At 74.1% G+C, this 13,685-nt stretch carries 10 protein-coding genes; 3 read left to right on the top strand and 7 right to left on the bottom strand.

The window, feature by feature from the left end:
• Positions 1 to 2: 2 nt before the first annotated feature.
• From ACFY93_RS17565 to lanKC, 4 genes are all read right to left on the bottom strand, one after another.
• Positions 3 to 1,862: an ATP-binding cassette domain-containing protein gene (locus ACFY93_RS17565; protein ID WP_391359412.1), complete on the bottom strand. Its 1,860-nt coding sequence runs from the start codon at positions 1,860 to 1,862 to the stop codon at positions 3 to 5.
• On the bottom strand, positions 1,859 to 3,658 hold the full coding sequence (locus ACFY93_RS17560) for an ABC transporter transmembrane domain-containing protein (RefSeq protein WP_391359409.1): 1,800 nt from the start codon (positions 3,656 to 3,658) through the stop codon (positions 1,859 to 1,861). Before ACFY93_RS17560 ends, ACFY93_RS17565 begins: the two co-directional genes overlap by 4 nt.
• A gap of 160 nt (positions 3,659 to 3,818) precedes the next feature.
• Positions 3,819 to 3,935, bottom strand: a complete 117-nt coding sequence (locus tag ACFY93_RS17555; protein WP_010988897.1) for a SapB/AmfS family lanthipeptide — start codon at positions 3,933 to 3,935, stop codon at positions 3,819 to 3,821.
• Positions 3,936 to 4,004: 69 nt separating this feature from the next.
• Positions 4,005 to 6,638, bottom strand: a complete 2,634-nt coding sequence (gene lanKC / locus ACFY93_RS17550) for a class III lanthionine synthetase LanKC (RefSeq protein ID WP_391359406.1) — start codon at positions 6,636 to 6,638, stop codon at positions 4,005 to 4,007.
• Between the two features lie 286 nt (positions 6,639 to 6,924).
• Here lanKC and ACFY93_RS17545 point away from each other — a divergent pair, with 286 nt between their 5' ends.
• Both ACFY93_RS17545 and ACFY93_RS17540 read left to right on the top strand, forming a co-directional pair.
• Positions 6,925 to 9,357 (top strand): SpoIIE family protein phosphatase, encoded by a 2,433-nt coding sequence (locus ACFY93_RS17545; RefSeq protein ID WP_391359403.1) that lies wholly within the window; start codon positions 6,925 to 6,927, stop codon positions 9,355 to 9,357.
• A 68-nt stretch (positions 9,358 to 9,425) separates the two neighbouring features.
• The gene (locus tag ACFY93_RS17540; protein WP_391359400.1) at positions 9,426 to 9,941 is read left to right on the top strand and encodes a YfcE family phosphodiesterase; all 516 of its coding nucleotides are present in this window, start codon (positions 9,426 to 9,428) and stop codon (positions 9,939 to 9,941) included.
• Positions 9,942 to 9,978: 37 nt separating this feature from the next.
• Here ACFY93_RS17540 and ACFY93_RS17535 read toward each other — a convergent pair whose 3' ends face one another.
• Positions 9,979 to 11,235 (bottom strand): YncE family protein, encoded by a 1,257-nt coding sequence (locus ACFY93_RS17535; protein ID WP_391359398.1) that lies wholly within the window; start codon positions 11,233 to 11,235, stop codon positions 9,979 to 9,981.
• Between the two features lie 280 nt (positions 11,236 to 11,515).
• On the opposite strand from ACFY93_RS17535, the gene ACFY93_RS17530 reads away from it, so the two are divergent.
• A complete protein-coding gene (locus ACFY93_RS17530) occupies positions 11,516 to 12,223 on the top strand; it encodes a TetR family transcriptional regulator (RefSeq protein ID WP_391359395.1) in 708 nt (235 codons plus the stop codon).
• Here the strand turns inward: ACFY93_RS17530 and ACFY93_RS17525 are convergent.
• Together ACFY93_RS17525 and ACFY93_RS17520 are read right to left on the bottom strand one after the other, a co-directional pair.
• Positions 12,220 to 12,567, bottom strand: a complete 348-nt coding sequence (locus ACFY93_RS17525; protein ID WP_391359392.1) for a hypothetical protein — start codon at positions 12,565 to 12,567, stop codon at positions 12,220 to 12,222. The two genes, ACFY93_RS17530 and ACFY93_RS17525, sit on opposite strands and share 4 nt — an antisense overlap.
• Positions 12,568 to 12,572: 5 nt before the next feature.
• On the bottom strand, positions 12,573 to 13,685 hold a 1,113-nt coding region (locus tag ACFY93_RS17520; RefSeq protein WP_391359389.1), incomplete at its 5' end, for a cbb3-type cytochrome c oxidase subunit I.

The raw sequence follows: 13,685 nt of genomic DNA, 5'->3' as shown, positions 1-13,685 counted from the left end.
GGTCACCGCCCGGCCCGGGAAGCGGGGGCGGACGGGACGGGGGTCCAGGAACCGACCAGGTCGCGGTAGAGCGGCGACCGCTCCAGCAGCTCCTCGTGGTCCCCGTACGCGGTGCTGGTGCCGTCCATCACCAGCACCTTCCCGGCGCGCCTGGCCGAGCTGATCCGGTGCGCCACGACCACGAGGGTGGTGTCCGGGCGGCGGGCGAAGGCGCGCTCCGCCCGTTCCTCCGCCGCGGGGTCCAGGTGGCAGGTCGCCTCGTCGAGCAGGACGACGCGCGCGTACGACAGGTACGCCCTGGTCAGCGCGATCAGCTGGCGTTCGCCCGCGGACAGGGCCGAGGGAGCGACCTCGGCCCGGAAACCGCCGAGTCGGCCGACCAGTCCGGTCAGGCCGACCGCCTCGGCCGCCGCCCGCAACTCCGCCTCCGGCACCGGATCCGGCCGCCCCCGGCCCAGGTTCTCGGCGAGCGTCCCGGTGTGGACGTACGCCTCCTGCGGGATGAGGACCCGGTGCGCGTGGGACGCGTCGCCCGGGACCGGGTGCCCGCCCAGGCGGACCGTGCCGCGTCCCGGCACCAGCAGCCCGGCGATGAGACCCGTGAGCGTCGACTTGCCGATGCCGCTGGGGCCCACGACGGCGATGTGGGCACCCCGCGGGACGGCGAGGTCGAGCCCGTCGATGACGGGTTCGCAGGCGGGGCCGTAGGCGAAGGTGAGGCCGCGGACGTCGATGGCGGGGAGGTCGATGGCGGGGAGGCCGGCCGCCGGGACGCCGTCGGCCGCGCCGGAACCGGCGGCCGCGCCGGAACCGGCCGCCGGCGCGTCCGGGCGCCGCGGCGCCGGGCCCGCGGACAGGCGGCGCAGGATGACGGTGAGGCGGGCGCCGCTGGTGCCCAGGCCGTGCACCAGGTTCTGCAGCGCCGGAAGCAGCGACTGGGTGACGTAGGCGAGGGCGCCGACCAGCGCGCCCGGAGTGACACCGCGCTCCAGCAGCCGGGGCGCGGCGACGAGCAGCAGCACGATCGGGAGCTGGCCGCCGACCGCCAGCGACGCCACCCGCACGATGCCCCACCGGGCCAGCGAGCCCGCCGCCCGCACCTCCGCGCCGACGCACGCGCCCGCGTCGGCGGCCACCCGCTCCCGGGCGCCGCCGGCCGTGATGTCCCTGAGCCCCGGGCAGACCGTGCCGAGCCGGCCGGCGAGCGCCTCGTCGGCGACCAGGAAGTCCCGCTGCCGGCGCGCCAGCGGCCGCAGCGTCCCGGCGAACAGGGCGACGCCCGCGGCGAGCGGGGGAGCGACCACCAGCAGGAGCAGGGGGTCGAGGGAGAAGAGGCCGACGAGCGCGCCCGCCGTGGTGAAGAGGAACGACCGCGACACCATCACGAGTCCGGCGAAGGTGTCGCGGGCCATCTCCACCTGCTGGGTGAGCCCGGACAGCGCCCCGCCGTCCGCCTCGCGGACCCCCCGCTCCACCACGTGCCGCACCAGCCGGTCGCGCAACGGCTCGACCAGGGCGGCGACCGCCCGGTACACACGCCCCGTCCCGAAGGCCCCGGCGACCACCGCGAGCGCTCCGGCCGCGAGCCAGCCGAGCCCCACGGCGGACCGGCCCGCCAGGAACCCGTCGTCCAGGGCCCGCGCGGGCGCGTATCCCATGAGGAACGTCTGGCCGGTCTCCAGCGCCGACCAGGCCGCCAGCCGCAGCACCACCCGCCACCTGGCGCGCAGGAACCGCAGCCCGCGCACGCCGACGCCGCTGGGGACGGAACCCGGGGCCGGGTCTTCGGATCGCCCGGCCCGCCGCCCGGTGTGCTCCGCCCGTTCGCGGAGCACCCCCTCCCGTCCTTCGACCGCGGTCACCGGTCCGTCCCCTCCGCCGTCTTTGCCGTCTCCGCCGTCTTTGCCCGCCCGTCGTCCGCGGCGTCCTCGCCGGCCGTGAACACCGCCCGGTACGCCGGTGAGCGCCACAGCCGGGCGTGGGGCCCCAGGGCCCGTATCCGGCCTCCGTCCAGCCACGCGACGGCGTCCGCGCGCGCCGCCGTGGACGTTCGGTGGGCGACGACGAGGCGGCTGCCCCCCTCCGGACGGGACAGCAGCGCCCGGGTGATGTGGTGCTCGGTGACGGTGTCGAGGCTCGACAGCGCGTCGTCGAGGACGAGCAGCCTGGCCGGGTGGGCGAAGGCCCGGGCGAGTCCGAGACGCTGGATCTCACCGCCGGACAGCGGGGCACCGGCGCACGGCGTGGCGTACCCCTCGGGCAGCCGGCGGACGAACGTGTCGGCGCGCGCCGCGCGGGCGGCCTCCCGCACCCGGTCCGGGGAGGGCTCGGGGACACCGAAGGCGATGGTGCCGCCGATGGTCGCGCCGAGCAGCACGGGCCGTTCGAAGGCGTAGCCGACGGCGGGACGCAGCGCGTCGGGCGCCAGTTCGCGCAGCGGCACCCCGTCGAGCAGGACCTCGCCCTCGTCGGGATCGGCGAGGCGTCCCGCGAGCGCCGCGAGGAGGGACTTGCCGGCGCCCGAGCGGCCGACCACCGCGAGGGTGGTGCCCGCCGGGACGACGAGGTCGACCCCGTCCAGCACGGTGCGGCCGCCACGCCGGGCGGTCACCCCGCGCAGCTCCAGCCTGCCCCGCCCGGGCGGCAGCCGGCGCGTCCCGTGGACCGTCGCCGGTTCGTCCAGCAGCTCGCCCAGCCGCCGGGCCGAGGCCCGGGCCCGCACCAGACCGGACACCTGGCCGACCAGCACGCCGACACCGGTCGCGAGGACGGCGTAGCGGGACGCGGCGAGTACGTCGCCGAGGGACAGCCGGTGGTGGACGAGAAGCAGTCCGGCGGTGGCGAGGACGCCGAGCTGCAGCAGCGGTGCCACGGCCACGGCCCTCGCGGCCGCCCGGCCCTGCACCCGCCACATCCGGTGGCCCTCGCGGGAGAGGTCGGGGAGCGGGCCCAGGACGCGCTCGACCTCCTGGTCGGCGCTGCCGTCCGCGGCGATGGTGCGGTGTCCGCCGATCGCCTCCGCCAGCCGTCCCGCGATGCGTCCCTGCGCCTCCTGGTAGCGCGCCACGCACTGCGAGGAGTCGCGGGCGAAGGCGCGCAGCAGCAGGGTGAGCAGCGGCGCCCCGCAGATCAGGACGGCCGTCAGCCAGGGGTCGAGCAGCCCCAGTGCCACCATCGCGCCCAGGGGTCCGGCGAGCGCGGCGGCGAGTGCGGCCAGGGTGGCGGGCGCGGTGCCCGCCTGTGCGGCGTTGCCGACGAGACGCGCCACGAGCTCTCCCGAACCGAAGCGGTGCAGGGCCCGTGGCCCGACGGACAGGACGTGCCCGATCAGCCGCTCGCGCAGAAAGCCGGTGGCCCGGGCGTTCGTGGTCGCGGCGAGCACCGTCTCGACCGCGTCGAGGACGGCGAGCAGCAGCACCAGGCCGGCGCAGTACAGCACCCAGCGGGTGGCCCGCGGGTCCCCCGGGTGCGCCAGCAGCAGGTCCAGGGCCCGGCCGAGCACGGCCGGCAGCAGCAGGCCGGCGCCCGCCGCCGCCACGGTCGCCAGGCACAGGACGGCGCAGCGGCCGCCGCTGTGCCGGGTCGCCGCCCTGAGCAGCGGGGCGGAGGCGTCGGGGGAGGCGGAGGTCTTCTCGGGCGTCACGGCCTGCGTGGTCACAGGGGTCTCCACAAGGGGTCGTCGTACGGCTGCCCGCGTCCGGAGCGCCGAAGGACCCCGAGCGGCCTCTCCCCGCGAGGGGGAGAAGGCCGCCCGGGGTCAGGCCCTCTCGTTCAGATCAGGCCGGGCTGATCCGGACGAGGGATCCTGGCCGCAGCCGTCAGAGGCAGAGCAGGACGCTCGCCGCGGAGACGCAGGAGAGCAGGCTCACGGTGCTCGCGCCGCCGCCGCCGGTGTGCTCGTCGGACTCCATCGTCTGCAGGTCGAGAAGTGCCATCTCGTGTGTCCTTTCCCTTGATGGGGACGGGGTTGAGTCACGACTCCGCACAGTCGCGGAGCCGCGTTTTCAGGGCCGCCGTGAAGGCGGCGGGAGGAACGGCAGGTGGGCCGGGGCCGCACCGTCGAGGGCCGCGCCGAGTGCCAGCAGGCACCCTGCCGTTCCGGTGGCGAGGTCCATGGAGAGCCGCATCATCTGGTGTCCGGGGAAGGCCAGCCGGCCCTGGTACGACATGGCGAACCAGCCGAGCGAGGCGACCTGTTCGTCCAGCCGTCCGGGGGTGGCGCCCGGCGCGGTGGTGCGGCTGAGGTGCAGGATCATTCCCGCGCGGCCCTGGAGGAGTCCGGGCTGCGCGTAGAAGCGTGAGGTGGCGGCCGTCAGGATCGCGTCCCTGGCCCGTTCGAACGCCGGGGCGGGGCCGGTCCCGTCCGTGCCGGGAGCCAGCGCGAGATGGTCGTCGATCACCATGCCGAGACCGACGCTCCCGTCGCCGAGGTAGGGCAGGGTGCGCCAGCCCTCGTCGACCTCGAGGCCGCCGCCCTTCTGGACGACACAGCACTCCAGGTCCTGGGCGAGCGCCCGCGCGGCGGCGTCCAGGAGCGCCGTCTCGCCGGTCGCCTCGTACCGCCGGAGCAGGAACAGCGCGGGACCGCTCGCGCCGCGCATCAGCCCGGCGCGCCGCTTGGGCGGTGCGGGACGTGGTTCGGCGAGCCGTTCGACGAGCAGGCGCGCGGCCTCGTCGGCGCACTTCTCCAGTTCCGTCTCGCCGGTCGAGCGGGCCAGGGAGCCGAGGACGAGACCGAGCCCGGCGAGCCCTCCGCGCAGATCGGAGGAGAGGCGCTGCCACTTCTCCCGCAGGATGCCGTCGACCAGGTCCAGTGCCCGCTGCCGGTGCCCGAGGAGGTCCAGGACGTGGGCGACGCCAGCGACCCCGTCGTACAGCCCGAGCGGCGTTCCGGCGGGGACGGGGTCCGTGTGGTCCAGGAGCCAGCGTTCGCCCGCCTCGTACCGCTCCGTGCCGGTGGCGGCGAGGGCGTACAGCACGCCCGCGGCCCCGTGGGCGAGCCCGAGGCCGCCGCCGTCGGAGAACTGGGCGACGTCGCCGGGGAAGAGCCGGTCGTCGCGCTCGGGCGTGGCCGAGGCCAGGATCGCCTTGACCATCGAGTCGCGGCTGCGCGGCCAGTCACCGGGCTCGGGGAGCACGGCGAAGGCCGCCGCGGCGGCGCCGGAGGTGCCCGCTCCGCCGGCCCCCGCGGGCCGCCGGTCGCCGGTGATCTCCGCGACCGCCTCGTCCAGGAACTCCGGGGGGATGCCGGGGAACTGACCGGCGATGACCTCGGCCAGATGGGCGGCCTTGTCCCGGTCCACCACGAACAGCGTGGTGACTGGCATGAACAGGGCGAGCCGCAGACAGGCCAGCGCGTACCGGTCGACGTCCGCTCCCGTCCGGTCCGGAGGTGCGAAGAAGCCGGGGTGGGCGACGACCTGGCGGCCGTTCTCCTCGACGGGTGCCGCCGCCTCGAAGTCGAGCAGGAACACCGACTCGTCGTCCGGGGCGACCATGATGTTGAACACGTGCAGGTCGTTGAAGACGATGCCCCGCGCGTGGACCGCCTCGACGGCCTTCTCCACCGCGCGGTGGATCCGCAGCGCCCAGGCCGTGTACGCGGCGACGGCGTCCGGGGCCGGGTCCGGGGTGAGCAGGGGGTGCCGTTCGGCGAAGCAGGCGTTGAGGGGACGTCCTTCGAGGAAGTCCATGACGAGGAAGCGGTGGTCGCCGAGCGTGAACCAGTCCCGCACCTCCGGGACCACTCCGCAGCCGGAAACCTGTTCGAGGGCCTGCCTCTCCCGTTCCAGCCGGGCGACCGCGTCGGCTCCGTCCGCCGCCAGCCCCGCGTGCGGCCGGCCCTCCTTGAGGACGACCTTGCGTCCGTCCCGCACGTCGGTGCCCGCGTACACCCCGCCGCCGTTGGAGAAGTGCAGTGCCTTCTCGATGCGGTACGGCAGGTCGCCGACCGTCGTCGTGTTGCGGGCCGCGAGCTGCGGCTCCAGGAACGCCGGCAGCGTCACCCAGTCGGGCACCTGGAAGGAGGGCTGCCGCAGGTCCGGTACGAGCCGGCCCTCACCGTCCCGGACGGCCAGCACGAGCGAGCCCCGCTCGTCCACGACGAAGGATCGCGCGAAAGCGCCGTAGCGGACGTACAGCGGGCCCTCGTTCCAGCGCAGGTCCGTGAGGATGTACGGGCCCTCCAGGCCGTCCAGGGCCGCGCCCAGCTCGCGCAGCACCAGGTGCAGCTGCTCCTCGTCCGCCGGGTAGACGGTGACGAACTTGCCGCTGGTGTCGCGGGCCGCGTACTTGGTGTTGCGCAGGTGCAGCAGATGCGGGCCGGGCACGAACTTGAAGGGGATCCTCCGGGGCACGCAGTAGTCCCAGACGGCCGCCGCGATCCGCTCCGCGTTCGCCCGGGTGGCGGAGGCGTGCACCTTCCAGCCCTGCGCGGGCCCCTGGAGCGGGGCGCCGTCCGCGTCGAGCGGCGTCAGCGTCAGCCAGTCGCCGATCCGGTCGGAGTGCCACCCCTCGGGCACCGGCCGGCGGGCCGTCTCGTACGAGGGCGCGGCGGCCTGTCCGCCGGCGGACAACCGGTCCGGCGTCTCGTAGAAGTACCTGTCGGCCAGCGCGTACACCTCGTACCGCTTGTCCATGCCTCAGCCCCCTAGCCCGTCCCCTCGGTCACTGGGAGTGAGCCTTCCAGGCGCAGGGGGGCCACGGACAGTAACGCCTGTCACGAGATCGCCGTGCAGTACGCACGCGTCAAGTCATGTTCGGCACGTTTCGAGCGGGCCGGGGCGTCCGGGCGGGCCGCGCGGGCCCCGCCGGGGCCGTCGCGGGCCGTTTCCCGGCGGTCCGGCGGGCCGTTTCCGCGGGTCCCGGGGCCCCGGAACGGTCACAGGGGCTGCGCGAGCGTGCGGGACGCGCTGTAATGACGGCGTGGTCAGTGAGGGTTCTACGGGGCGCGGAACGAGGACCTCGCGTGCCGAACTCGCCCTCGGCACGCTGCCGCCGGGCCTCGACCCGCGCGAGCGGCTGCACCACGTTCTCGAACTGGCACTCGTGTTCGGCGGCGCGGCCGTCGCCACCGTGTACGCGCCGGGCGTGACCGGCGACGAGCTGTGCCTCATCGAGTCGGCCGGGGCGCCGAGGGCGCTGTACGGGCTGCGCGACAGCTACTCCCTGACAGGCGGGTCGCCCGCCGCGGCGGCACACCGCTCCGGCCTGCCCCTGTGGCTCACCGCCGCGGAACTCGCCCGGACCGCCGACTCCCGCCGCACGCCCGCCGGGGAGTTCTCGCTGGCCGTGCTGCCGCTGAGGGACTGCGGCGCGCTGATGGCGGTCGGCGAGAACCCGGACGGCTTCACCACCGAGGACCGGGACTGCCTCACCCTGCTCGCCGCCGCCGCGTCCTGCCCGGCACACTCCCCGTTCGACGACTCCGACGAGCTGCCCGTCAGCGCGTTCACCCTCGCCATGGACAGCGGTCACGTCGAGGTCGACGACGCGATGCTGCGGCTGTTCGGGCTGAGCCGCGCCGACTTCGACGGCAAGGTGGAGACACTGCTGTCGATGACCGTCCCCGAGGACCTGCCGTCGCTGATGTCCGTGGTCGAGCCCGACCACATGTCCATCGGCGACCGCGAGCTGGAGTTCCGCATCCTCCAGCCGTCCGGCGAGCCCAGGTGGCTGCGGCTGCGCGGACGGCTGCTGCCCGGCGGCGAGGGCCACCCCGCCCGGCTCGTCGGCACCGTCGTCGACGCCTCCACACTGCGCCCCGGGGTCAACGACGTGGCCCGCGTCCAGCGCCTCGCCGCGGCCCTGGCCACCGCCGGCACCGTCCGCGACGTGGGCCGGGCCGTCGTCACGGCACTGCGCAAGCCCCTGCGGGCCGACCGGATCGCCCTCGCCGAGCTGGAGGGCGAACGCCTCGTCGTCACCGTCCTCGACCCGCCCCAGCCGGAGGCCTGGCCCGAGCTGTGGCGCTCCGAATGGCGCTCGGAGTGGCCCGACGCCCCCGTCCGCTCCATGCCGACCCTGGCCGCCGCCCTGCGCGAGGGCCGCGCCGCGATCTGGCCCGCCGGAACACCCCTGGAGCCCGCGCTCGCCGGCGTGGGCCCCGGCGGACTCGCCGTGCTGCCGCTGCCCGCCGGCGCCCGCATGGCCGGCGCCTGCCTGATCGGCTGGGACAGCCCGCACGACTTCGGACCCGACGAGCGCGCCCTGCTGACCGCCTCCGCCGGCCTCGCGGGACAGGCACTGCTGCGCGCGCACGCCTTCGACGCCGAGCACGAACTGGTCGGGATGCTCCAGCGCAGCCTGCTGCCGCGCCGCCTGCCCCGGCTGCCGGGCGCGGTCGCCGTCGCCCGCTATCTGCCCACCACGGCGGGCCTGGAGGTCGGTGGCGACTGGTACGACGTCATCCCGCTGCCCGACAACCACGTCGCCCTCGTCATCGGCGACGTCCAGGGCCACAACGCCTCGGCCGCCACCCTGATGGGCCAGATGCGCACCGCCCTGCGCGCCTACGCCGTCGAGGGCCACCCCCCGGACGTCGTGGTCTCGCACGCCAACCGCCTCCTCATGGACCTGGAGACCGACCTCTTCGCCACCTGCTGCTACGTCGACGTCGACATGGAGGAGGGCTCCGCCTGGTTCGTCCGCGCCGGACACCTGCCGCCGGTGCTGCGTCACCCGGACGGCGTGACGGAGATCGCCTGGTCGGAGGGCGGGCCCCCGCTCGGCGTCGTCGGCCGGGCGGACTTCCCGATGGCCCCCCTGCGGATGCGGCCCGGCACGATCGTCGCCCTCACCACCGACGGGCTCGTCGAGTCCGTCGACGTCGACGTCGACAACGGCCTCGACCGGCTCGCCCGGGACCTGGCCGGAGCCGACCCCGGCCGCCTCGGACTCGTCGCCGACGGCCTGCTCTTCGAGGCCAACCGCAGCGACGACGTGGCGCTGCTCCTCATGCGCTACGACGGGATGACGCTGCGCCCGCTGAGGGAGAGCTGGACGGTCTGGCGGGTCCCGGAGGCGGTCCGGCACGCCCGCCGCTTCACCCGGCGCACCCTGCGCTTCTGGGGCGTGGCCGAGCAGGCCGACGCCGCGCTCCTGGTCGTCTCCGAACTCGTCACCAACGCCCTCGTGCACACCGAGGGCCAGATCAGACTCGACCTCACCCTCGTCAGCAACCGGCTGCGGGTGGCCGTCGCGGACTCCTCGCCCCGTTCCCCCATGAAGCCCACCAGCGTCGGCTGGGAGGCCACCGGCGGCCGCGGCATCCTCCTCGTCGACGCCATGTCCGCGGCCTGGGGGACACTGCCGGTCAGCGGCGGCAAACAGGTGTGGAGCGAGATCCTGCTGGACTGAGCGCACGCCGAAGGCGCGGCTTCCGGAGCGGCCGGGCCCCGGGCGCCGGGAGATGACACCCTGGACGGGTGCGCCTCCTGCTGATGTCCGACACCCATCTGCCCAAGCGGGCGAAGGAGCTGCCCGCGCCGCTGCTCGGGGAGATCCCGGCGGCCGACGTCGTGATCCACGCCGGCGACTGGGTCGACGCCGCCACGCTCGACCTCCTCCAGCACCGCTCCCGGAGGCTGATCGGGGTGTACGGCAACAACGACGGCCCGGACCTCCGCGCCCGCCTGCCCGAAGTCGCCCGCGCGGACGTCGGAGGGCTGCGCCTCGGCGTCGTCCACGAGACCGGCCCGGCCCAGGGCCGCGAACGCCGCTGCGCCGCGCGCTTCCCCGACCTGGACGTGCTGGTCTTCGGGCACAGCCACATCCCCTGGGACACCACGGCCACGACCGGACTGCGGCTGCTCAACCCCGGCTCGCCGACCGACCGCCGGCGTCAGCCGCACCACACCTACATGACCGCGACCGTCTCCGGAGCCTCCCTGCGCGACGTCACCCTGCACCGGCTGGAGCCCCGGACGACCGGCGCCCGCTGAGCCGCGCCCCGCGGGCGTCGATCCGGCCAAGACGAGGTCAGCCCGCGGACGGGCCCGTCCAGCCGGCCGGGACGTGAGCCAGCCGGACGCGCTGCGGGTGGTCCCCGACGGCGACGGACACCCTCTTCTCACCGGTGGCGAAGTCGATGGCCGTGACCCGGTCGGCGCCGCTCTCGGAGATGACGCAGTCCTTGCCGTCGCCGCTGACCGTCGCCCAGTACGGCTTGGAGGCGGGGACGAGCGGGCCCTCCTGGAGCGTCGCGCGGTCGACGACGGTCGCGTAGTCGTCCATCGTGCCCGCGACGCACAGTTTGCTGCCCGACGGGTTCATCGAGATGCCGTGGTGACGGGAGTCGTTGACCCAGGTGGTGCGGTCCGTGCTGGTGTCCGGGTTCTTCGGGAGGGTCTTCATCCGGGTGATCCGGTCGGTGGCGACGTCGTACTCGAAGAAGCCGTTGAAGAACGACACCTGGAAGTAGAGCTTGGACTCGTCGGGGCTGAGCGCGGCGGGCCGGACCGCGTCGGAGTAGTCCTTCAGCCCGAACGCGTCGAGGCGTTCGCGCATGTCGATCACCTTCACCTGCTTGAAGGTGGTCGCGTCGACGACGGTGATGTGCCGGTCGCCCTTCGTCCAGTCCAGCCAGGGCGCGTCGAGGGCGGTGTTGACGTCACCGATGGACATGTTCCAGATGTACTTGCCGTCGTGCGTGAAGATGTTCTCGTGCGGTTTGTCGCCCGTGGCGAACGACCCCACCTGCCGGCCCGTGTCGATGTCCAGGACGTGCACGGTGTTCGAGGTGGAGGCGGAGACCGCGACGCGGGTGCCGTCGGGGGAGACGGCCATGTGGTCGGAGCGGTAACCGGACACCGGGAAGCGCCAGTTGACCTTCCCGGTGGCCAGGTCGATCGAGACGACGTCGGCGAAGCTCGGACGCGACGCCACCAGCGACCTGCCGTCCGGCGTCGAGTACATGTCGTCGACGAGCTGGTCGTGGCCCTCTCCGACCCCGTTGCGGATGGCCTGGAAGTAGATCCACTTGATCGGGTCCGCGTTGATCTCCGCCATCCGCGCCGCCTTGTCCGGCACGACGTCGATCCGGCCGATCCTCGCGAGGTCGCCGGTGGACCGGATGACGTCGGCGGTCCCCTCCCAGTTGTTGCCGACGAACATCACCTCGCGCAGATCCGCGGAGGCGTCCGTCGTGCCGGCCGCGTGTGCCGTGCCGCCGGCCGTGAGGGTGAGGACGAGGGCGGCGGCGAGAGAACAGAGGTGCCCGGTTCTGAGGACAGACATCGTGGGGTCCTTGTCGTCGGTGGGGGCGTGCCTGCGCATCGGACGTGGAACGTGGTCGGACATGATCCGGACGCGAGCCGGGCGGTCCGCCGAGATTGCCGGGGCATGACAAGCTCGGCGCAAGTGTGAATACGGCTGCGTTCAGAGTTGACTTACTGGAAAGTAGGGAGAGGGCGCCCTTCTCCACAAGCCCCCGGACGCGACAAACTTCCCCCGGCCCGTGCATCCGGCGCGACGGGCAGGACCGGGGCGGCGCCGGGCACGAGCGGAGGGGGAGCGGGTGACGGGCAGGCTCAGACAGCCGACCGGACGCTACGGCGGCAGGTCCGCCGAGGAGCGGCAGGCCGAGCGGCGCCGCCGGTTCCTCGACGCCGCACTCCGCCTCTTCGGCGGGACGCCCGGCTTCAGAAACACCACCGTCGCCGCGCTGAGCGAGGCCGCGGGACTGTCCACCCGGCAGTTCTACGAGGAGTTCCGCACCCTGGAGGACGTCCTGGCCGCCCTCCACCTCCAGGTCAACGACTGGGCGGAGGAGGCCGCCCTCACCGGCCTGGCCGGGGCGGCGGGCCGGTCCCTGGAGGAGCGCGCCACGGCCGCGTTCCGGGCCTACGCCGCCGATGTCACCGGTGATCCGCGGCGGCTGCGCATCACCTTCATCGAGATCGTCGGCGTCAGCGAGCGGCTGGAGCGGCAGCGGCTGGCCCGCCGTGCCCGCTGGATCGACTTCATCTGCGCCGAGGCGGCGGACGCGGTGGCGCGCGGGGAGGCGGCCCCGCGGGACTACCGCCTGGCCGCCGCGGCCTTCATCGGCAGCGTCAACGGGCTCCTGCACGACTGGAGTTCGGGCTGGGTCGACGCCACCCTCGACGAGGTCGTGGACGAACTCGTCCGGCTCCTCCTCGGGGCCATCCGCCCCGCCGACGCGGCCACGGACGCCGGCACGGACGCCGGCTGCGACGCCGCCCCGGACCGGGGACCGAGAACCTAGCCCCGGACGGCCGTCAGCACGGCCGCCGCCGGCACACAGGCCGCCGCCGCGCCCAGCAGGAGGCAGGCGCACAGCCGCCGGCGCAGCAGCCGGTACGCCCGCTCGTACTCGGCTCGCAACTGGGCGCCCCGTCGCGCGGTGCGCTGCCAGGAGCGCCGTGAGAGCGCCAGGTACCGCTCGGTGAAGCGCTCCTCGACCTCCGCGCGCCGGCTGTCGGGGAGCCAGTCGAACTCCCGGGTGAAGCGGGCGGCCTCGGCCCGGCCCTCGCTGCGGGCGGCCTCGATCAGCAGATGCCCTTCCAGCCCGCGGATCAGGTCCCCGGCGCCCGAGGGCCGTTCGTCCATCGCCGTCATCGCAGGACCGCCCGCCCGGCGGCCGGGGACACCGCGCCGGCCGCCCCGACCCCGGGGTGGTGCAGGTCGAACGCCGGGGATTCGCTGCGGATCCGCGGCAGGCTGTGGAAGTTGTGCCGCGGCGGCGGGCAGGACGTCGCCCACTCCAGCGAACGGCCGTAGCCCCACGGGTCGTCGACCTCGACCTTCTTGCCGTACTTGGCCGTCTTCCAGATGTTGTAGAGGAACGGCAGGAACGACAGGCCCAGGACGAAGGAGAAGATGCTCGACACCGTGTTGAGCGTGGTCAGCCCCTCCACCGCCAGATAGTCGGGGATGCGGCGCTGCATCCCGTTCGCGCCGAGCCAGTGCTGCACCAGGAACGTGCCGTGGAAGCCGGTGAACAGCGTCCAGAAGGTGATCTTGCCGAGGCGCTCGTCGAGCATCTTGCCGGTGAACTTCGGCCACCAGAAGTGGAAGCCGGAGAACATCGCGAAGACGACGGTGCCGAACACCACGTAGTGGAAGTGCGCCACCACGAAGTACGAGTCCGACACGTGCGCGTCGATCGGCGGGGAGGCGAGCATCACGCCGGTGAGACCGCCGAAGAGGAAGGTGATCAGGAAGCCGGTGGCCCAGAGCATGGGGGTCTCGAAGCTCAGCGACCCCTTCCACATGGTGCCGAGCCAGTTGAAGAACTTCACACCGGTCGGCACGGCGATCAGGAACGTCATGAACGAGAAGAACGGCAGCAGCACCCCGCCGGTGACGTACATGTGGTGCGCCCACACCGTCACGGACAGACCCGCGATGGCGATGGTCGCGCCGATCAGGCCCATGTAGCCGAACATCGGCTTGCGGGAGAAGACCGGGATGACCTCGGAGACGATGCCGAAGAACGGCAGCGCGATGATGTACACCTCCGGATGGCCGAAGAACCAGAACAGGTGCTGCCACAGCAACGCCCCGCCGTTGGCGGCGTCGAACACGTGCGCACCGAATTTCCGGTCGGCCTCCAGGGCGAACAGCGCGGCGGCCAGGACCGGGAAGGCGAGCAGGACCAGCACCGCGGTCAGCAGCACGTTCCACGTGAAGATCGGCATCCGGAACATCGTCATGCCCGGAGCGCG

The organism is Streptomyces sp. NPDC008313, from assembly GCF_042956125.1.
Classification (GTDB): Bacteria; Actinomycetota; Actinomycetes; order Streptomycetales; family Streptomycetaceae; genus Streptomyces.
The sequence above is the reverse complement of the archived record's forward strand: the minus strand, read 5'-3'. Positions and strand labels throughout refer to the sequence as shown.

Bases quoted from the DNA above. Each gene is read 5' to 3' on its own strand.
- ACFY93_RS17535 (WP_391359398.1), bottom strand. From the start codon at position 11,235: ATGTCTGTCCTCAGAACCGGGCACCTCTGTTCTCTCGCCGCCGCCCTC.
- lanKC (WP_391359406.1), bottom strand. From the start codon at position 6,638: ATGGACAAGCGGTACGAGGTGTACGCGCTGGCCGACAGGTACTTCTAC.
- ACFY93_RS17525 (WP_391359392.1), bottom strand. From the start codon at position 12,567: ATGGACGAACGGCCCTCGGGCGCCGGGGACCTGATCCGCGGGCTGGAA.
- ACFY93_RS17555 (WP_010988897.1), bottom strand. From the start codon at position 3,935: ATGGCACTTCTCGACCTGCAGACGATGGAGTCCGACGAGCACACCGGC.